This is a genomic window from Rhizobium sp. CFBP 8762, from assembly GCF_014841565.1.
GTDB lineage: Bacteria > Pseudomonadota > Alphaproteobacteria > Rhizobiales > Rhizobiaceae > CFBP-8762.
The window spans coordinates 255890-276246 of the sequence record NZ_JACYUD010000008.1 but is presented as its reverse complement, the minus strand read 5'-3'; the positions used below and the strand labels follow the sequence as shown (position 1 = coordinate 276246).

Annotated in this window: 17 protein-coding genes and 1 tRNA gene; 14 read left to right on the top strand and 4 right to left on the bottom strand. The window is 57.4% G+C overall.

Going from position 1 to position 20357, the window contains the following annotated elements:
* Positions 1 to 115 precede the first annotated feature (115 nt).
* A tRNA-Met gene (locus IFT84_RS18310) sits at positions 116 to 192 on the top strand.
* A gap of 320 nt (positions 193 to 512) precedes the next feature.
* Here the strand turns inward: IFT84_RS18310 and IFT84_RS18305 are convergent.
* Positions 513 to 1790, bottom strand: coding sequence for an NAD(P)/FAD-dependent oxidoreductase (locus IFT84_RS18305; RefSeq protein ID WP_192122022.1), 1278 nt, complete (start codon positions 1788 to 1790; stop codon positions 513 to 515).
* A 13-nt stretch (positions 1791 to 1803) separates the two neighbouring features.
* A complete protein-coding gene (locus IFT84_RS18300) occupies positions 1804 to 2472 on the bottom strand; it encodes a haloacid dehalogenase type II (RefSeq protein WP_192122020.1) in 669 nt (222 codons plus the stop codon).
* Positions 2473 to 2785: 313 nt separating this feature from the next.
* Between IFT84_RS18300 and IFT84_RS18295 the strand changes: the two genes are divergently transcribed.
* The 6 genes from IFT84_RS18295 to IFT84_RS18270 all read left to right on the top strand — a co-directional run bounded on the left by IFT84_RS18295 (position 2786) and on the right by IFT84_RS18270 (position 10446).
* The gene (locus IFT84_RS18295; protein ID WP_192122018.1) at positions 2786 to 3622 is read left to right on the top strand and encodes a GNAT family N-acetyltransferase; all 837 of its coding nucleotides are present in this window, start codon (positions 2786 to 2788) and stop codon (positions 3620 to 3622) included.
* 20 nt (positions 3623 to 3642) lie between these two features.
* Positions 3643 to 5016, top strand: a complete 1374-nt coding sequence (locus IFT84_RS18290) for an aspartate aminotransferase family protein (protein WP_192122016.1) — start codon at positions 3643 to 3645, stop codon at positions 5014 to 5016.
* Positions 5017 to 5305: 289 nt separating this feature from the next.
* Positions 5306 to 6919, top strand: a complete 1614-nt coding sequence (locus IFT84_RS18285; RefSeq protein WP_192122014.1) for an ABC transporter substrate-binding protein — start codon at positions 5306 to 5308, stop codon at positions 6917 to 6919.
* Positions 6920 to 6989: 70 nt separating this feature from the next.
* Positions 6990 to 7940, top strand: a complete 951-nt coding sequence (locus IFT84_RS18280) for an ABC transporter permease (RefSeq protein WP_192122012.1) — start codon at positions 6990 to 6992, stop codon at positions 7938 to 7940.
* 2 nt (positions 7941 to 7942) lie between these two features.
* Positions 7943 to 8788 carry an ABC transporter permease gene (locus tag IFT84_RS18275; RefSeq protein WP_192122011.1) on the top strand — a complete coding sequence of 282 codons (846 nt, stop codon included), beginning with the start codon at positions 7943 to 7945 and terminating at the stop codon, positions 8786 to 8788.
* The gene (locus tag IFT84_RS18270; protein ID WP_192122009.1) at positions 8785 to 10446 is read left to right on the top strand and encodes an ABC transporter ATP-binding protein; all 1662 of its coding nucleotides are present in this window, start codon (positions 8785 to 8787) and stop codon (positions 10444 to 10446) included. Before IFT84_RS18275 ends, IFT84_RS18270 begins: the two co-directional genes overlap by 4 nt.
* A 57-nt stretch (positions 10447 to 10503) precedes the next feature.
* Here the strand turns inward: IFT84_RS18270 and IFT84_RS18265 are convergent, their stop codons facing one another.
* On the bottom strand, positions 10504 to 10980 hold the full coding sequence (locus IFT84_RS18265; RefSeq protein ID WP_192122007.1) for an Lrp/AsnC family transcriptional regulator: 477 nt from the start codon (positions 10978 to 10980) through the stop codon (positions 10504 to 10506).
* Positions 10981 to 11216: 236 nt separating this feature from the next.
* On the opposite strand from IFT84_RS18265, the gene IFT84_RS18260 reads away from it, so the two are divergent.
* Complete coding sequence (locus tag IFT84_RS18260; protein WP_192122005.1) at positions 11217 to 12542, top strand: NAD(P)/FAD-dependent oxidoreductase; 1326 nt, start codon at positions 11217 to 11219, stop codon at positions 12540 to 12542.
* Between the two features lie 48 nt (positions 12543 to 12590).
* Here IFT84_RS18260 and IFT84_RS18255 read toward each other — a convergent pair whose 3' ends face one another.
* The gene (locus IFT84_RS18255) at positions 12591 to 13472 is read right to left on the bottom strand and encodes a GNAT family N-acetyltransferase (RefSeq protein ID WP_192122003.1); all 882 of its coding nucleotides are present in this window, start codon (positions 13470 to 13472) and stop codon (positions 12591 to 12593) included.
* A 184-nt stretch (positions 13473 to 13656) separates the two neighbouring features.
* Between IFT84_RS18255 and argE the strand changes: the two genes are divergently transcribed.
* The 6 genes from argE to IFT84_RS18225 all read left to right on the top strand — a co-directional run bounded on the left by argE (position 13657) and on the right by IFT84_RS18225 (position 20185).
* Positions 13657 to 14781: an acetylornithine deacetylase gene (gene argE, locus IFT84_RS18250; protein ID WP_192122001.1), complete on the top strand. Its 1125-nt coding sequence runs from the start codon at positions 13657 to 13659 to the stop codon at positions 14779 to 14781.
* Positions 14782 to 14888: 107 nt separating this feature from the next.
* On the top strand, positions 14889 to 15812 hold the full coding sequence (locus IFT84_RS18245) for a 2-hydroxyacid dehydrogenase (protein WP_192121999.1): 924 nt from the start codon (positions 14889 to 14891) through the stop codon (positions 15810 to 15812).
* A 16-nt stretch (positions 15813 to 15828) separates the two neighbouring features.
* Positions 15829 to 16194 carry a cupin domain-containing protein gene (locus tag IFT84_RS18240; RefSeq protein ID WP_192121997.1) on the top strand — a complete coding sequence of 122 codons (366 nt, stop codon included), beginning with the start codon at positions 15829 to 15831 and terminating at the stop codon, positions 16192 to 16194.
* Positions 16184 to 17647 (top strand): aldehyde dehydrogenase family protein, encoded by a 1464-nt coding sequence (locus IFT84_RS18235; protein ID WP_192121995.1) that lies wholly within the window; start codon positions 16184 to 16186, stop codon positions 17645 to 17647. The genes IFT84_RS18240 and IFT84_RS18235 overlap by 11 nt, the downstream gene beginning before the upstream one ends.
* A 12-nt stretch (positions 17648 to 17659) precedes the next feature.
* Entirely contained in the window at positions 17660 to 18703 is a 1044-nt protein-coding gene (locus IFT84_RS18230; RefSeq protein ID WP_192121993.1) for a tartrate dehydrogenase, read from the top strand.
* 12 nt (positions 18704 to 18715) lie between these two features.
* Positions 18716 to 20185 (top strand): NAD-dependent succinate-semialdehyde dehydrogenase, encoded by a 1470-nt coding sequence (locus IFT84_RS18225; RefSeq protein WP_192121991.1) that lies wholly within the window; start codon positions 18716 to 18718, stop codon positions 20183 to 20185.
* The last annotated feature ends 172 nt before the right edge of the window (positions 20186 to 20357 follow it).

Sequence of the window (20357 nt, the reverse complement as noted above, 5' to 3'; positions counted from 1 at the left end):
CCCAGCGCCGATGGTACTTCGTCTTAAGACGCGGGAGAGTAGGTCGCTGCCAGGTCTGCAAAGCGCAACACACACATCGTAAAATCTCACACAACAACAAACAACCCAAACATAACGCGGGGTGGAGCAGCCCGGTAGCTCGTCAGGCTCATAACCTGAAGGCCGCAGGTTCAAATCCTGCCCCCGCAACCAAAATCAAAATACACACAAAATCCCCTGTACATCACGTGCAGGGGGTTTTGCGTTCTGGCAACCAAACTGAAAGGGGCACGTCACGTCCGCATCCAAGCATGACACTCATCGCCAAAACACCAAACCCGTTAACGATCGTGCCGAAAAACTATAACGATTTATCCCACTGCCAAAACTCTCAACCATCTGAAAAAACAACACCAAAATCAACAAACCAAACTCCATCAAAAGCTGCCAACCTTGGCACAGTCAAAACCAGCAGCAGACAAATGCTAGTGATGGCAAAGGACCTCGCGGGAGGACAGTTGGTTTTGACAACCTTAATGGTACCTATCCAGCACCCGGTAATACATTCCCACAACCGGTAAAAACCAAGCCTTGGCAAAATGACCGGGGATTGCAGGCCACTCAAAACCATCAACAGGGTTGCGATCAGTCCAGCCCATGATCTGATCGGCAATCGTGATTCCCATATGCGTTGATAACTGTGCGCCGTGGCCGGAATATCCCATTGCAAACCAGACACCATCGGCGAACCCTGCCCGAGGGAAACGGTCCTTGGTCATGTCGACCAAACCGCCCCAGCAATAATCAACGTCGATTGGACCAAGCTGCGGGAATAGCTTGCGCAAGGATGCCTTTAAAATGGCGCCGCTTGTGGCGTCGGATCGTTGATCCGAGGTCGCAGAAAATCGCGCACGGCCGCCGAATATAAGGCGGTTGTCAGGAGACAGTCGAAAGTAGTTGCCGATGTTCAAGGACGTAACGCAGGTTCTGTTCCCCGGCATCACGCATTCAGCTTCGGTAACGCTGAGAGGGCGGGTCGCAATCAGAAAGCTACCAACCGGAACAATCCGCTGTTGAAAATAACGGAAGGGGCCCGAAGTATAAGCCCCGGTTGCAAGGAATACTGTATCTGCGGTCACCGTTCCGCGCTCAGTGGTGAGATGATGCCGGTTTTTTTGCAGAGAGCGACGGGTCACGGCCGCTTTCTCAAAGATTACAGCGCCCCGGCGCTGGCTGGCAGTAGCAAGCCCGGTGAGAAACCGGCCCATGTGCATCATGGCGCTTTTCTTGGATAGCATGGCACCATGAAACTGCGTCGATCCAATTTCAGCTTTGAGATCGTCGGCCGTCAGCATCGCCGTATCCGGGTCAACGTCCCGGTGAATGGCTTCGAAATTCTCTGCGATTGAGGCGACATGCGCCGCCTTCGATGCCAGTTTTAGTTTGCCTGCGCGGCGGAAATCACAATCAATGGCTTCTTCGCTAATAATGCGTTCGATCGTGTCGATAGATTCGTCGAATGCCCGATAAAGGCTTTTTGCGCGTTCCGGCCCAAGGTGCTGTTTGGCTGCGATAAAGCTATGCGCAAGGCCGTTGTTCAGATGCCCACCATTTCTGCCGGATGCCCCGGCGCCGACGGTCGCACCCTCCAGCACGACGACCCGGACTCCTGATTTCGCGAGGTGAAGGGCCGCTGACAGACCGGTGAAGCCGCCTCCGATAATGGCCACATCAAAATGACCCTCGACCGGTCCCGCTTGCGCTCCGGAGAAAACAAGGGCGGTATCCTGCCAGTAGGGTTTGAACTGCATCACCGCTTCCTTATTACAAACCAACGACGGCAGGCAGCCCCGAAATATCCGGGATCTCGGTATACTTATAATAGGGATTGGCGGGTTCGTGCCCCCGGTTCACCCAGACCTTGTTTCGGATGCCAAGATCGTGAGCAGACATCAGATCATAGCGAAATGACGACGAGCAATGCAGAATGTCATCAGGCCCGCAACCAAGCATATCAAACATATATTCAAATGCCCGAAAGCGCGGCTTGTAGGCATTGGCCTGTTGTGCAGTGTAAACCGCGTGAAACGGCGCGACCAGTTTTTCAACATTGGACATGATCTGCTCGTCCATCGCGTTGGATAGAATAACCAGCGGTATCTCTTTGGCAACCTTTGCCAGCCCAGCGGGCACATCTGCGTGTGGGCCCCATGTCGGCACATGTTCGTAGATGGCGCGTGCATCGTCTGCGTGAAATGAAACCCCGTTTTTACGGCACGTCCGTTCCACGGCATTGTGCAGAACTTCATTGTAAGGCTTCCAGTCTCCGAGAATCTCATCGAGACGGTAGGCGGCAAAGTTCTTGATGAACTGTTTCATACGGTCTGCATCCAACTGCTCGCCGTAGATGGCCTGCGCACTTTCGGCCATTTGAAAATTGGTCAGCGTGCCGTAGCAATCGAAGGTAATATATTTGGGCCGGAACTGGGGCATAACGGGTGTGTCCTCGTGGGTTGCAGCACTTTGAGAACATCATAGCGGGCATCGCGTCACGTGAGCACTGCAATCACCGATCAGCGAAGCACAATGTTGCGTATCATCCAGCCGGTTTGGCACAGAGTTGTGCGGGCACATAGATGACCTGCGCTGAACACAGGCCTTCATGACAGATGCTTGGCACGGCAGAAGATGCGGTAAAATTGGCTGAGACAGCGGAAAGGGTGTGTGAGGTCGATATTGTCGGGACGATCTACCAGCACAACAGGGTTATTAATGACAGGAAACATGGATTACCCGGGAGAGGGGCATGACAGCAGAGCCAATTAAGTTCGTAACGTTTTCGCCAGCGCATCTGGATGGCGCTGTCGCGTTGTCGCAACAAGCCAGGTGGCCGCATCGCCGCGAAGACTGGGCAATGGTGGAATCCCTGAGCGATGGTATTGCCGCTGTGTCGGGTGACGGGGTGGTGGGAACGGCATTTGCGACACCTTACGGTGAGAACGCCGCCACCATCAATATGGTCATCGTGGATGAGTCCATGCGCGGGCAGGGTATCGGTCGAAAGCTGATGGATGCCGCCTTGGCGAAATGCGAGGGGCGGGAGGCGCGGCTGGTTGCGACCCAGGATGGACTGCCATTGTACCAGAAACTGGGTTTTCAGCCCTCTGGCACTGTGTTGCAATATCAAGGCGTGATCGGCAACAACGCATTTGACAGTACGGCAGACTGGGCCAGCGCAACGGACGTTTCCGAACTGATTGCCGTTGATCATGCCGCCTGTGGCCTTGATCGTTCGCGGCTCATGAAAAGATTGAGCGAAACCGGTCGACTGGTTGTGCTCCGAGAGAATGGCAGGATCGTCGGTTTTGCTGTGTTGCGTGACTTTGGCCGCGGTGAGGTGGCCGGACCTATCGTAGCGCGAACCCTGGAAGAGGCCCAAAGTCTGCTTGGCTTTCTGTCTGCTGCCCGCGCAGGTCATTTCCTTCGTGTCGATACGACGGAGGATGCGGGACTTGCCCCCTGGCTGGAAGCGCAGGGGCTTGCCCATGTGGGCGGGGGAATTTCCATGCGGCGCGGTGGTTATCAAATATCCCCATCGTCCGAGTTTCACGTCTTTGCCTTGGCAAGTCAGGCTTTTGGCTGAACCCTGTTACGGAGTTTGAAATGCTCAGCAATTCCTTGATTGAACTGGACCGTGCCCATCTGGTGCACCCGGTCGCGTCCTATCGCGGCCACGAACATATGGGTGTCCGGGTTCTAGCGTCCGGAGCGGGCGCGTGGGTAACGGATGCCAGCGGCCATAGGCTGGTGGATGGCTTTGCCGGTCTTTGGTGCGTCAATGCGGGCTATGGGCAGGATAGTATTATTGAAGCGGCCACCAGGCAGATGCGTGAACTGCCCTATGCTACAGGATATTTCGGGCTGGGCTCAGAATCCGCCATTCGGCTGGCAGCCGAACTGGCGGAGCGCTCTCCGGGCGACCTCAATCATATCTACTTCACGTTGGGCGGGTCGGATGCCGTGGATAGCACCGTGCGCTTCATCCGCTACTATTATCATGCCAAAGGCATGCCAGAGAAGGACCAGTTCATTTCCGTAGAACAGGGATATCACGGATCATCCACGGTCGGCGCGGGTTTGACCGCGCTCCCCGTTTTCCATGCGGGCTTTGGCCTCCCTTTCGACTGGCAGCATAAAATTCCGTCGCATTATGTCTATCGCAACCCGGTGGGCTCCGAAGATCAGGCTATCATTGCCGCGTCTGTCGCTGCACTGCGGCAAAAGGTGGAGGCTATCGGGCAAGAGCGTGTAGCAGCGTTCTACGTCGAACCCATTCAAGGCTCTGGCGGTGTACTTGTGCCGCCACCGGGCTGGATGAAGGCCATGCGCGAAGTCTGTACGGAACTGGACATTCTGTTCGTTGCCGATGAAGTCATCACCGGCTTTGGCCGCACCGGACCGTTGTTTGCCTGTACGGACGAAGACATCGTGCCGGACTTCATCACCACGGCCAAAGGCTTGACCTCGGGCTACGTGCCTATGGGTGCCGTGTTCATGTCCGACAAGGTGTACAATACTATTGCCGATGGGGCAGGGGCCGCAGCGGTTGGCCACGGCTATACCTACTCCGCGCACCCGGTCAGTGCAGCCGTGGGTCTTGAAGTGCTGCGTCTCTATGAAAATGGCCTGCTGGACAATGGTCGGAAGGTTGGCGCATTGCTGATGAAAGGCTTACGCGCTTTGGCCGATCACCCCTTGGTTGGCGATGTCCGTGGACGCGGAATGCTGGCAGCCATTGAGCTGGTAACGGACAAAGCCCGCAAGACCCCTCTGCCTGCGGCAGCCGATCCGGCCCGCCGCATTTTTGATCGTGCCTGGAACAACGGCTTGGTGGTGCGTGCCTTTGGAAATGGCATTCTGGGTTATGCGCCGCCCTTGTGCTGCACACCGGATGATATCGAGGCGATCATCGAACGGACGAGGCTGACCCTCAACCAGACACTTGAAGACCCTGACGTGCGGACGGCCATGGCGTGAGCGTGGTTCTACGGGATATTCTGCAGGAGAACCGTATTCAGAATTATCTGCCGCCACGCTTCTCGCATTCAGCGAAATCGGCAAAGGTTTTTTGCCAAACTCATATTCAGAGGCGACGATATACCAACACGCGCCCCACCATAACGATCAGAAAGCAAGAATACGAGGGCGCGATCAGCCTTGAGCATGTCGATCCACAGCTACCCGTGCGAGCGCCAAAGCGCTGGTAACGGTCGCCTTTAACGTCTTTTGCCGGAATGCCTTCAATATCAAAAAAAGGGGAAAGCGCATGTCTGTACCGTCAATTACCAACTGGACAGCGTCCGATGACGCCATGGTGGAAAATGCTATTCGATCCGGCGCAAGCCGTCGCGACCTTCTGAAAGTGATGCTGGCTGGCGGCGTCGCTCTCACGGCTGGATCGGCCCTTTTTGGCCGCGCCACCAGCGCGCTGGCCGCCACACCCGTTTCGGGCGGTGCGCTGAAGGCCGCCAGTTGGTCGTCGTCTACTGCCGATACGCTGGACCCCGCCAAAGCCTCGCAAGCCAGTGACTATGTGCGTTGCTGCGCCTTCTACAACCGGCTTACCTTTCTGGATGCCAGGGGCGTAACCAACATGGAGCTGGCAGAAAGCGTGGAAAGTGCCGATGCCAAGGTATGGACGGTCAAGCTGCGCAGTGGCGTTACCTTCCACGACGGCAAAACGCTCAAAGCCGCTGATGTAGTCTACTCCCTCAATCGCCATCTGGACCCTGCCGTCGGCTCGAAGGTCAATTCCATCGCCAAGCAGATGACCGGTATCAAGGCGCTGGATGACCTCACGGTAGAAATCACGCTGGCCAATCCCAATGCCGATTTGCCAACCATTTTGGCGATGCACCATTTCATGATCATCGCTGATGGCACCACGGATTTTGCAAAGGCCAACGGCACAGGTGCTTTTGTCTGCGAGGTGTTTGAGCCGGGCGTTCGGTCAATCGGGAAAAAGAACACGAATTACTGGAAGGAAAAGGGTCCGTATATCGATACCTTCGAGTATATCGCAATTTCCGATGACACGGCACGGGTCAACGCGCTGCTATCGGGCGACATTCAACTGGCCGCGTCGATCAATCCACGCTCCATGCGTCTGGTGGAAAGTCAGACTCACGTCGCGTTGTCCAAGTTCACTTCGGGGAACTATACCAACCTCAATATGCGACTTGATCTCAGCCCCGGCAACAAGGCCGATTTCGTGCAGGGTATGAAGTATCTGCTCGATCGTGAAAAAATACAGAAATCCGCGTTGCGCGGTGTCGCTGAACTGGGCAATGACCAGCCCGTATCGCCAGCCAGCATCTATCACAATGCAGACCTGAAACCGAAGGCGTTCGATCCTGAAAAGGCAAAATTTCACTTCGAAAAAGCCGGTCTTTTAGGCCAGACAATTCCCGTTATCGCATCGGATGCTGCTGCCTCCTCCATTGATATGGCCATGATCCTGCAGCAGGCCGGTGCAGATATCGGCGTTACACTGGATGTGCAGCGCGTACCCTCCGACGGTTATTGGTCCAACTACTGGCTGAAGGCACCGGTCCATTTCGGCAATATCAATCCGCGCCCCACGCCCGATATCCTGTTTTCGCTGCTGTATGCATCCGATGCGCCGTGGAATGAAAGCCAGTATAAATCCGAAAAATTCGATGGCATGATGCTGGAAGCGCGTGGATTGTTGGATCAGGCCAAGCGCAAGGAAATCTATGATGAAATGCAGGTGATGATTTCGGAAGAAGCCGGTACGGCTATCCCGGTTTTCATCTCCAATGTCGATGCGATCTCCGCGAAATTGAAGGGGCTGGAAGGCAACCCGCTCGGTGGGCAGATGGGTTATGCCTTCGCGGAATATGTCTGGCTGGAAGCTTGACCTTCCCCCGGTGGAGGGCGGCTGACCGCCCTTCACCAGCGCCTTTAGGATATGCCGACGCGGAGAATCCATGAACCGACACGTCCTTATGCTTGTGGTCAACCGGCTGATTATTGCAGTCATAACCCTCCTGATCGTTTCCTTTACCGTTTTTGCGGCAACGGAAATGCTGCCCGGAGATGTTGCGCAAATCCTGCTCGGCCAAGCGGCAACGGCGGAGGCAGTCGCCGGCTTGCGCACCGCCATGCATCTGGATGACCCGGCTATCGTCCGCTTTGCCCGTTGGCTGGCCGGCTTGGCTTCCGGCGACCTTGGCACGTCATACGCCAATAACCTGCCGATTGCCGATCTCATTGGCCCACGCTTTCTCAGTTCCATGAAGCTCGCTGCGGCTACGGCGGTCTTTTCCGTTCCAATTGCGCTGTTCCTTGGAATTACCGCTGCTATTTTGCGTGGCACTCTGTTTGATCGTGTGGTTACAGCGGTTACAATCGGCGTGATCTCCGTTCCGGAGTTCATGGTGGCAACATCGGCCGTGTTGATTTTCGCGGTCTATCTCCAATGGCTTCCGGCCCTTGCCTTTGCCAATGAGGTGCACTCATTCGGTGAGTTGCTGCGGGTCTTCGCCATGCCCGTCATCACGCTCAGCTTCGTCATTTCCGCCCAGATGATCCGCATGACCCGCGCTGCGGTGATTGAAACCCTGAACACTCCCTATATTGAAATGGCTTTGCTGAAAGGCGCATCGCGTCGGCGCATCGTTTTGAAACACGCATTGCCCAACGCGCTCGGCCCCATCGTCAATGCGGTGGCCCTGTCGCTCTCCTACCTGCTTGGCGGTGTCATCATCGTTGAGACAATTTTCAATTATCCGGGCATTGCCAAACTGATGGTTGATGCGGTGGCAACACGCGATCTGCCATTGATACAGACCTGCTCCATGGTTTTCTGCCTTGGCTATCTTCTACTGATTACGATTGCCGACATCATCGCCATTCTATCCAATCCGAGGTTGCGCTGACCATGGCCCGTTTTGCATTGTCTCCTCGCAGACTTGGCTACCGTTTCAATGCGGTTGGTATGATCGGCCTTTCGGTAATTGTGTTTTGGGCCACTGTCGCAGTATTTGCGCCGCTGCTGATCCCTTACCCCATAGGCGATATCGTCGATTACGATTATTTCGGGCCTATGTCCGCGCAGTTTCTGTTGGGCACTGACTACCTCGGCCGGGACATGCTTTCCCGTATTCTCATGGGGGCACGGTATACGGTCGGCATTTCACTGGCTGCCGTGGCGCTCGCCTGTTTCAGCGGCGTCGCGTTGGGAATGAGCGCAGCCGTGGCAGGCGGGTGGTTCGATGCGATCCTATCCCGTTTTCTCGATGCGTTAAACTCCATTCCGAGCAAACTTTTCGGACTTGTGGTCGTGGCAGCAGTCGGGTCGTCAATGCCGGTGCTGGTTCTGACCCTGGCCGTGATCTACACGCCCGGCTCCTACCGCTTTGCCCGCGCCTTGGCCGTCAATATCAACAGTATGGATTTTGTGACCGTCGCGCGTGCCCGGGGGGAAAAGACCTTGTATCTCATCGGTTCAGAAATCCTGCCCAACATTCTGGGGCCGGTGCTTGCGGATCTCGGCCTGCGCTTTGTTTTTATTGTTTTGCTGTTGTCTGGCCTGTCTTTCCTTGGTCTCGGTGTGCAACCTCCCAATGCCGACTGGGGCGCGCTGGTGCGCGAGAACATTGGCGGGCTGCCATTTGGCGCACCCGCGGTTATGGTTCCTTCGCTGGCGATTGCCAGCCTGACCATCAGCGTCAATATGCTGATTGATAACCTGCCCGTGAAGATACGCGACCGGAGCAACGGATGACCAATCTTGTCGAAATCCGAAACCTGCGGGTTCAGGCCAAAACTGACGCAGACCGTACAGTGGATATCATCAGGGACGTTAGCTTCGATATTGCAGAAGGGGAAATCGTTGCGCTGATTGGTGAAAGCGGTTCAGGCAAGACCACAATTGCGCTGACCTTGATGGGCCATACTCGCCCCGGCTGCCGCATAAGCGGGGGTTCGGTTCTGCTGGGCGGGCGCGATATGGCCGCTTTGCCGCAAAAAGCGCTCGCCCGGTTGCGGGGCACCGAGGTCGCCTATGTGCCACAAAGTGCCGCCGCGGCTTTCAACCCGGCGCAGACGATTATGGATCAGGTGATCGAAATCGTCCGTATCCATGGGTTGATGTCGACTGAGGCGGCGCGTGCCAAAGCCTTGAGCCTGTTCCGGGCTTTGGCGCTGCCGGACCCGGACGGAATTGGCGCACGCTATCCGCATCAGGTTTCCGGTGGGCAGTTGCAGCGATTGTCAGCCGCCATGGCGCTGATTGGCGACCCGCGACTGGTCATTTTCGATGAGCCCACGACTGCGCTCGACGTGACCACACAGATCGAGGTGCTCCGCGCGTTCAAATCCGTCATGAAGACGGGTGGCTTGACGGGCGTGTATGTCAGCCACGATCTGGCAGTTGTTGCCCAGATCGCAGATCGGATTGTGGTTTTAAAAGGTGGAGAGGTGCAGGAGATCGGCACCACAGCCCAGATTTTGGAACATCCTGCACATCCCTACACACAGCAACTGGTGGCCGCCTTCAAGCCAGCTACGCGCAGCAAGACTGTCGCGGTGGACACCGTAAAACGGCAACCGCTGCTGGAGGTACGCACTCTATCGGCAGGATATGGCCCGATACAGCCAAATGGTCGGCCGCTGGCCATGGCCGTGAATGCAGTTGATATCACCTTGGAGCACGGCCAGAACCTCGGCATTATCGGCGAATCCGGATGTGGAAAATCGACGCTGGCACGGGCCATTGCGGGTATTCTGCCGCCGACGGATGGGCACATCCTGCTTGATGGACGAGAGCTTGCGCCTTCCGCCCGCAACCGGCAACGCGAAGACCTGAGAAAACTGCAGATTGTGTTTCAGTTTGCAGATGCCGCGCTCAATCCGTCCAAATCTATCGATGATATTCTGGCTAGACCGCTCGGTTTTTATCACAGCATGTCGAAACGCGACCGTGATCAACGAATCGATCAACTTCTCGATATGGTGCACCTGCCCCGGACTGTAAAATTTCGCCGCCCCAGCGAATTGTCCGGCGGGCAAAAGCAGCGCATCAATCTGGCTCGCGCACTGGCTGCCGATCCAAAGGTTATTCTATGCGACGAAATTACCTCGGCTCTCGATACCGTGGTTGCCGCTGCCATTATCGATCTTTTGAAAGAGCTTCAAAGAGAGCTGGGTCTCTCCTACATCTTCATCAGTCATGATCTGTCCGTGGTTCAAGCCATTTGCGACGAGATTGCCGTTATGTATGCGGGCGAAAAGATCGAGCAGATAGAGCCTGCTGCGTTTGGCGCAGCCGGCGGTCATCCCTATTCGCGGCTGCTCCACTCATCGGTTCCCCAACTCAACCCCTGCTGGCTGGATGCGTTGGAACAGGACCCGGAACTGGTAAACGCGTTTTCCAAGCGATAGACGAGAGCGTTTCATCGGCTGTGAACCCAACAGCAAGCCGCCTTTTACAGGCAAACGCTATAGCGGAAACAGGCTGTTCAAAGGCATGTGCGGTTTGACGATGGGGGATTTCAGCACGACGAAGCTGAAATATTTGTCGATGCCGATATCCATGTCGATCAGCCGTTCCATGATGGTCTGGTAGTCGGCAATGCTCGCTGTTACGAACTTGACGAGGTAATCGTAACCGCCGGAGACCAGATGGCATTCGATAACGGAATCGATCTTTTCGATGGCCGCCAGAAATCGGGCGAAATCAATCTGGCGATGGTTTTTGAGTGTGATTTCTGTGAAGACCGTCAAGGTCTGGCCCAGTTTGGCGACGTTGATCTGTGCGGAGTAGCTTTGGATATATCCTTCTGATTGCAGTTTTTTCACCCGCATCAGGCAAGGACTGGGCGACAGGTTTACCAGATCGGCCAGCTCCACATTGGTGATACGGCCGTTCTTTTGCAATTCCGAGAGGATTTTGATGTCGATCCGGTCCAGTTTCATCGAAGCATCCTGTGCTTGTCGCTGCGCGTTGGCGCGAATAAGCAGCATATTATGCGGAACGCTTTCGGCGTCAAACAGGAATAATCTGCTGTTCTTGAAAAGCTTTACGGCAACTACATGCGCACGATGCACTGACGTACCATGCAGAGGCAGAACAAAATGCTAAATCGCGTTGCAATGCGGCAACCATGATTTTTGCGGCCCTGTTATAGGTCAGCAAGTCAGGAGAAACTGCTATGCCCGCACCTCTGTTGAAGGTTGAAACCTCATCCACCTTGCCCGCGCAAGCTGATGTAGTGGTGATTGGCGGTGGCGTCGCAGGTGTGTTTTCCGCCTACTACCTTGCAAGACGCGGCTTGCGTGTTGCACTGGTGGAAAAGGGGCTGATTGGTGCCGAGCAATCCAGCCGGAACTGGGGTTGGTGCCGACAGCAGAACCGCGATGCCCGTGAACTGCCGATGTCCACCAAAAGCCTTGAGCTTTGGGACACGCTTGCGGGCGACATTGGGGAGGATGTTGGCTTCCGCCGATGCGGACTGCTTTATCTCAGCAATAATGAGGCTGAAATTGCCGGTTGGGCGCGTTGGCGCGACTTTGCGCGCACGGTGGGTGTGACAACGCATATGCTCAATGCCGCCGAAGCTGCGGAGCGGGGGCGTTCGACCTTGCGGGCTTGGAAAGGCGGCGTGTTTTCCCCCAGTGATGGCATCGCCGACCCCGTTCGGGCCGCGCCCCTCGTGGCGCTCGGTGTTCTGAAAGAGGGCGGGTCTGTGCACCAGATGTGTGCGGCACGGGGTCTGGAACTGGAAGCGGGCCGCGTCAGCGGCGTAGTAACCGAGCATGGCACCATCCGTACCAAAACCGTCGTGATGGCCGGAGGGGCGTGGGCATCTTCCTTTTGTCGTCAACTGGGAATTCGTTTTCCGCAAGCGTCCATCCGCTCATCCATCATGGCGGTCAGCGCGGGAGTTGAAGGTGTGCCGGATGCGCTGCATACGTCAGAGGTTTCCGTCACGCGCCGGGGTGATGGTGGCTATACGCTCGCCATCAGCGGTCGTGCACGGGTTGACCCCACGCCGCAGCAATTGCGCTTCTCGCGAGAATTTGTCCCCATGTTTGTGAAGCGCTACAAAAGCCTGGCGCCCGGTGATCTGACCGGCTGGCGGTCGGGCCACGAGTCTTTGAAAACGTGGCGGTTGGATGCGCCGACCCCGATGGAACACCAGCGTATTCTTGATCCGAAGCCAGACCGTAGACAGATCGACGACACGTTGAAACGCGCGCGCGCTCTGCTGCCTGCCCTACAGGCAGCGGAGGTTACCAGCGTCTGGGCGGGCTATATCGACAGCACGCCGGATGGTGTTCCGGCTATTGGGGAAATTGATTCTGTACAAGGGCTTGTTCTGGCGGCCGGTTTCAGCGGTCACGGCTTCGGCATTGGGCCGGGGGCCGGGCATCTGGTGGCCGATATTATCACAGGAATGCCACCGATCGTGGACCCCGTTCCGTACCATCCCTCGCGGTTCACACACGCCTCATGGGGCAAGGTTGCAGAGTTTTAGAGCCAATACGACCGGAATGAAACAAGCATCAAAAACCCGCTGAGACCGTCAGCTCAAAGCCTGCGTGACCAGCGCGTAGGTTTTCAGGGCCTGGGTGGGGGATGCGTCCAGCCAGTCGCCGCCAAGCGACATGCTCGTCACGGTGTCGAAAACCGGCAGGCCGGATTGCGCGAGGAAATCCGCAAATGCGCCTGTGTCCTGCCGTGTGTCGATCCGCAGGAACTGGCCAACATGCGCGGCGATCAGGGGGTGGATGACCGCTATCGCGTCCCTATCGTCAGCCGCGACCACTGGCCCAATCAAGGTGCCTCGTCCAAACTGGCGTGACAGGGAAAAAGCCGCTATCTCGCCGTCCCGAAGCAGCGCCATGCCTTTGGACACCGACAGCAGATGGGTAAACAGAGCCGTACGTCTGGCACCGAAGGCTTGGTGATCGAGTTTCACCAAATCAGCAAGATGGGCTGGCGTCACGTCGCGCAGAACGGCGTCGTGCGGCACATCCGGCGCGACATAAGGTATAACGGTTCCCTGTCGTTGATAGACAGTCTTCTCAATTTTGAAGCCCAGGGACTGATAAAGCCTGCGCGCCGCATGGGTCGCGTTCAGCCGGAGCGGACGGGTTCCGATCTGCCTCATCGCGTGGTTCATCAGCCAGCGCGCCGCGCCGTGAGTCTGTAGTCGCGGCGACGTGATCACCATACCCAGCGTGGCAAAATCGGGTGCGTAGGGGAACCACATGGCAGATGCAAAAACCCGTCCAATCGCATCCCGCGCCACGATGCCGTGCCCGTTCTCGCGCAGCATCTGCCAGTCCTTCGTTCGGTGCGGCCAGCGAACGGACAGAGACAGGGCATGCAGGTTTTCCAGGTCTACATCCACGATGTCACACAGGGAGAGCTGAAAGGATTCCAACTGCATCGTTTCGGTCATCACTACGATTTCGTCCTTAGAATCGCTCTTGTTCAACGAGTATCGTTGAAAACTGCCGTATGTCCCGCTCGAAATAGGGCTGTTTTCAGCAGTTTACACTGCGCAGCCCGCACATTTGGCGTGTTACCCCTGATCTGACGCCTATGCTGGCAGTGTTACAGGCAAGCCAGCAGAGCGAGGCACCATGGAGCAAGACGAAATATTGGCACACTTGATCGCGTTGCCTTCAATCGTTGGCACGGGCAATGCTGCCATTGTCGACTGGATCGTCACCTATGCAAGAGCGTGTGGGGCCGAAGTGACTGTGGCGATGGGGCCGGAAGGCGACAGGGCCAATCTCCTCATCACCGTCGGCCCTCGGTTCGTTCCCGGCCTTGTTCTCTCGGGCCATATGGATGTGGTGCCTGCCAACGAGCCCGACTGGTTATCAGACCCTTTTACGATGCGTGCTGAGCATGGACGTCTTTATGGACGGGGCACCAGTGATATGAAAGGGTTTTTGGCCTGCGCGCTTGCTGCGCTGCCGGAGCTGGCAAAACGTCCACTCACCCGGCCAGTTCATCTGGCGTTTTCCTATGATGAGGAAGCGGGATGCCGTGGTGTGCCGCACTTGCTGGCGCTGCTGCCTGATCTCTGTGCCTTGCCGCAGGCCTGTATCGTGGGAGAGCCCAGTGGTCTGCGCGCCATACGCGCCCATAAGGGTAAGGCAGCGGCTCACCTGGAGGTTCGTGGCCGAGCTGGCCATTCATCACGCCCGGATCAAGGGCTGAATGCCGTTCATGCGATGGCAAGCGTTTTGAGCACGGCGGTTGATGCCGCCCGCGGGTTGACGGATGGTCCGTTCGAAAGCGCGTTCGAGCCGCCCTACTCATCCCTTCAGGTGGGAATGATCCATGGGGGGCAGGCCATCAATATTATTCCTGATCACTGCAGCGCTGACATTGAAGCGCGTGCAATTTCCGGACAGTCGCCCGTTGTGTTGCTGGACCCGATCCGCCAAGTGCTTGCCGACCTCGACGCCCAAGGTTTTGAAACGAGTTGGACGGTGACCAGTCAATATCCTGCATTGTCGCTGGCCGAAGATGCGCCCTTGGCTGCAATGATGGCAGAAATAACCGGGCAGGCCCCGCTTGCGGCTGTGAGCTACGGCACTGAAGCCGGGCTATACCAAGCCGCTGGCATCCCGGCCATTATCTGTGGTCCGGGCGATATCGCCCGCGCCCATCGCGCCAATGAATACATAGAACGGGACGAGTTGTCTGCCTGCCGACGCATGATCGACATTCTTGGCCAAAGGATGTGTGCATGATGTGCCACGGTTTTTGGTGCAATGTGCCGTGGGCTGGGTCTGGTTCAGCGCATCCTGCGGCGCTGTTTGGGAAACCATAGGTCTACCTTCCGCTGGAGCGCCGCCGCATGGCTTTTCTGTTTCTTTCAACGCCGGAGCGAGCGCGCGTTTTTTCTGCCGCTTTTGCAGACCGCCTTGGGCAGCTTCCTTTCATCACGGATGCCCACTCGGTTGATCCGGCGGCGGTTCGCTATCTGCTATCGTGGACCGCGCCGGACGATCTGGCACGATACACCAATCTTGAAGTCTTGTTTTCCATTGGCGCTGGTGTCGACCAGTTTCAGTTGGGCGCGCTTCCTCGCTGGGTCAAACTTGTTCGCATGGTGGACGCTGGTGTAATGCGCATGGTTCGGGACTATGTCACGATGGCAGTGCTGGCTTTGCATCGCAATCTGCCTGTGTATCTCGCACAGCAGAGCCGGGGGGAATGGACACCGCATCCCGTCACCCCGGCAGCGGAAAGGCGCGTTGGTATTCTCGGCCTTGGAATGATGGGGCAGGCCGTTCTTGAATCGCTGAAAAACTTTGGCTTTGTGTTGTCGGGCTGGAGCCGGAGCGCGCATGTCATTCCCGATGTCACGTGTTTCTCAGGGGCCGAGCAACGGAAAGATTTTTTGGCGCAGGTCGATATTCTGGTCTGTCTCCTGCCCTTGACGGCGGAAACTCGCGGTATTCTGAATGCCGATCTGTTTGCCGCTCTTCCCGTCGGTGCCAGCCTTGTCCATGCCGGGCGTGGTCCGCAACTGGATGAAACCGCGCTGCTCGCTGCACTGGACAGCGGCCATCTCTGCGGTGCCGTGCTGGATGTCACCGACCCGGAGCCGTTGCCTGCCGACCATCCGTTCTGGCAGCATCCGAATATTATTCTGACCCCCCATATCGCCAGTATCACGCAATCGGATTCGGCTGCCACGGCAGTTATCGACAATATCATTCGCCACGAAGCCGGCGAGGCGCTCGTCGGCCTCGTGGATCGCAGCCGTGGTTATTAGTAGGAGGAAAGCGTTTATGTCCCTGATCACCCGTATTGAGACCAATCCGAAAACGGCACTGCGTGAATCCCGACCAACGCCTGAACGGCTGATTTCCGGCGACCCCTCGTTCAATACATGGCCGCAGGATGCGTCGCGAGATGATACCGTCCACACCGGCATATGGGAGGCAACACCCGGCGAAACCCATTCGATCAAGGGCACCACCTTCGAGTTTTGCCATCTGATTTCCGGCTACGTCGAAATTACGGAAAAGGACGGCGAGACATTCACGTTCAAAGCCGGCGATAGTTTCGTGATGAAGCCAGGTTTTGTCGGCGTGTGGCGTACCATTGAGACCGTGCGGAAAATCTATGTCACGGCCACCGATCATGTCTCTTAGCTTTTCGCCGGAGAGTGTCGATCTGCCGCGTGGCCATTTCATCGGCGGTAAAATGGTGCCCGCCAAGGGCGAAATGCCCATGCGCCGCCCATCGGACGGCGTGCTGTATGCTGATTGCCCCATTGCCAGTGTCGAACTGGTGGATGAAGCCGTGCAGGCGGGCAAACGCGCCCTGAAAGACAGCGGCTGGGCAACTGAACGACCCCGTGAGCGTACCAAAGCGCTTCACCGCTGGGCCGATTTGATTGAGGCGGAAGCCGAAACGCTGGCCCGGCTGGAAGCGGTCTCATCCACGCGGCCCGTGGGCCAACTCGTCGATGGTGATATCGCCGTGACTGCCGAGCAAATCCGGTTCTTCGCGGAATTTGCCGATAAGGAGGGCAGCGATCTGGTGCCAACGGCGAGCGGCAGTCTGGGTATGATCATGACCGAACCCTACGGGGTTGTGGGTGCCATTACGCCATGGAACTTTCCGCTGTCCATGGCCGGTTGGAAGTTGGGGCCTGCGCTGGCCGCAGGCAACGCGGTGGTGCTGAAGCCATCCGAGCTTACGCCGTTTTCAACCCTGTATCTGGCCGAACTGTCCGTGCGCGCCGGTCTCCCCGCCGGGTTGATCAACATTGTGCTGGGAAATGGCGCGGTAACGGGAACGGCGCTGACGGGCCATCCCGAAATCGGCAAGGTCAGCTTTACCGGCTCGACGGTTGCGGGGGCAGCGATCATGGCAAATGTCGCGCGCACCGGCATCAAACCCATGACACTGGAACTGGGCGGCAAAAGCCCGCAACTGGTGTTTGCCGATGCCGATCTCAGCCGTACCGCAAAAGCTGTTGCATCCAGCATTCTGTTCAATGCGGGGCAGGCCTGTGTTGCAGGATCACGGCTAATCGTGGATGCGCGGGTGGCAGACGCGCTGGTTGATGCAATTCTGGTCCTGATCTCCGAGGCTCGACCCGGTCCCACATGGGATGCGGATACACAATATTCGCCCGTCATTTCACAAGCCCAGATCGACAGGATCGACAGCATTGTCCAGACGGCGCGACGTGCAGGTGCTGAAACATACGCGGGAGGCGGCCCGCTGGACAGCGCCGGTTATTTCTATGCGCCAACCCTGCTTGGCAATCTTGAGCCGTCGTCGCCCGCGTTGACGGAGGAAATCTTCGGACCGGTTCTTACAGTTCAGACATTTCAACACGAAGACGAGGCGCTGGCACTGGCGGACCACCCCACCTACGGGCTGGCCGCCGGCGTGTTTACGCAGGATGTGTCCCGCGCCATCCGCGTCACGCGGGCGCTTCAGGCCGGAACGGTATGGGTCAACCGGTATGGCCGTTCGCGCGATCATATTCTGCCCACCGGCGGCTACAAAAGTTCCGGTATTGGCAAAGACCTTGGCCGGGAAGCCTATCAGGCCAACCGAAAGTCAAAGAGCGTGCTGATCGATGTTTAGGACAAGCAAACGATGAAGACCTATTCCATAGCACTGATACCGGGCGATGGCATTGGCGTGCCCGTAACGGATGCCGCAGGCCAAGTGCTGGAAGCGGCCGCGCGGCGGGGAGGTTTTGCACTGGCCACGCAAACCTATCCATGGTCCTGCGCCTTCTACAAGCAAACGGGCGCGATGATGCCGCCGGACGGCGTCGAAACGTTGCGTGGTTTTGATGCAATCTTCCTCGGTGCCGTTGGCTGGCCCGCGCAGGTGCCGGACTCAGTATCGTTGCATGGCCTGCTTCTGCCTATCCGCAAAGCGTTCGTGCAATATGCCAATATCCGCCCCCACCGGCTTTTGCCGGGGGTCGAGGGGCCCTTGAAAGCACGTCAGTTCGACATTCTCTGCATTCGGGAAAACACCGAGGGTGAGTATTCCGGTGCTGGCGGGCGTGTGCATGTGGGCACGCCCGATGAGGTGGCCGTCGAAACCTCCATTTTCACCCGCACCGGTGTCGAGCGTATCCTGCGCTTTGCTTTTGAGCAGGCGCGCAAGCGACGCGGCAAGCTGGCATCCGTAACCAAATCCAACGCGCAGAAATACTCCATGGTGTTTTGGGATGAGGTGACGGAGCAACTGAAACCCGAGTATCCCGATGTCGACGTGACCAGTTACCATATCGACGCCATGGCGGCACGCATGGTCATGGCACCGGAAAGCCTCGATGTTGTTGTGGCCTCCAACCTGTTCGGCGACATCCTGACCGATCTCGGCGCGGCAATACAGGGCGGGTTGGGCTTTGCAGCCTCTGCCAACATCCACCCCGGCAGGCAGGCCCCATCCATGTTCGAACCGGTCCACGGCTCCGCACCGGATATTGCCCATCTGGGCATCGCCAACCCGATAGCGGCCATCTGGTCAGCGGCCATGATGCTGGATCATCTGGGAGAACCCGGGGCTGCCGCCGATATTCTCGCGGCCATTGAAGCGGCGACAGCACGCGGCATCGGCACCACCCCGGGCAAGGACCGGACAGAGGCTGTCACCGCCGCTGTGTTGTCGTCGCTCGTATGAAAGGCAAGTTTTATGAAAACGTTCAGCGATCTACGTGACCCTACTCTTTTGCGCCAACAATGCCTGATTGGAGGCGCGTGGCAGAACGCGCGCTCCGGTGCAACCGTGCCCGTCGTCGATCCCGCCAGCCAGTTGACCATCGGCCATGTGCCAGATGCTGGTCGTGATGAAACGCGCAGCGCCATTGTGGCAGCGCAGGAGGCTCTGGCCGCATGGAGGGCGCGGCTCCATGGGGAGCGCGCGGTCCTTTTGGAAAAGTGGCATGGGCTGATGCTGGAGCATGAACAGGATCTGGCGTTGATCCTGACACTGGAGCAAGGCAAACCGCTGAGTGAAGCCTTGGGCGAGATCCGCTACGGCGCGTCTTTTGTCAAATGGTTTGCCGAGGAAGCGCGCCGTATCGGCGGAACGACCATTCCATCACCGACGGCGGATCGACGGATCGTGGTGCTGAAAGAGGCGGTGGGCGTCTGTGCTATCATTACCCCCTGGAACTTTCCCAATGCCATGATCACCCGCAAGGTCGCGCCAGCGCTTGCGGCGGGCTGTACAGTGGTGGTCAAGCCGTCGGAGTTCACGCCGTTTTCCGCTTTGGCGCTCGGCGTTCTGGCGCAACGCGCAGGCATTCCCGCTGGCGTTGTCAACATTGTCACCGGCATGCCAGGCGACATCGGCACCGAATTGATGGCCAATGAGACTGTCCGGAAGATATCGTTCACCGGCTCTACCCGCATCGGCGCATTGCTGATGCGCGGTGCAGCCGACAGTATCAAACGCTTGAGCCTCGAACTTGGTGGCAACGCACCATTCATTGTCTTTGATGATGCCGATCTCGATCTGGCTGTTGAGGGCGCAATCGTTTCCAAGTTCCGCAATGGAGGACAGACCTGTGTGTGTTCCAACCGCATTCTGGTGCAGGCAGGCGTTTACGATGACTTTGCAGCAAGGCTCTCCGCGCGGGTATCGGCCATGCGCGTCGGTCCCGGACAAGAGGACGCGGTGGATATCGGCCCGATGATCAATGCGGCTGCTATCGACAAGATCAATCGCCACGTCGAGGATGCGCTGGCGAAGGGCGCAAAGCTTCTTTCGCGCGCTGCGTCCATGCCGGACGGCCTGCAATACGCCACGCCGATGGTTCTGGGTGATGCAACGACTGAGATGGCGTTGGCCAATGAGGAAACCTTTGGCCCGGTCGCGCCCCTGTTCCGGTTCAAAACGGAAGCTGAAGCCATAAGCATTGCCAATGCCACGCCCTTCGGTCTGGCTGCCTATTTCTATACTGAAGGTCTGACGCGCTCCTGGCGCGTTGCCGAGGCACTGGAGTTCGGCATGGTCGGGCTCAACACCGGCTTGGTATCCACCGAGGTTGCACCCTTTGGCGGTATCAAGCAATCCGGGCTGGGCCGCGAGGGCGCGCAGTGCGGCATCGAGGAATATCTGGAAATGAAGAGCTTCCACATCGGCGGTCTCAATCGCTGATTTTCAGACGTGATCCTGTCGAGTTTCGTTTGCCGCTGGTTGGACAGACCTTTCCTGCCGGATCGTTCGCCGGTTTTCATCATGAACCATTCCCGCTGAGGCACGTTGCGTCAGTGGTCGCTGACATTTTCCATGAATAAACGTCGAATTGCACGATAGTTGTGGAAAATGG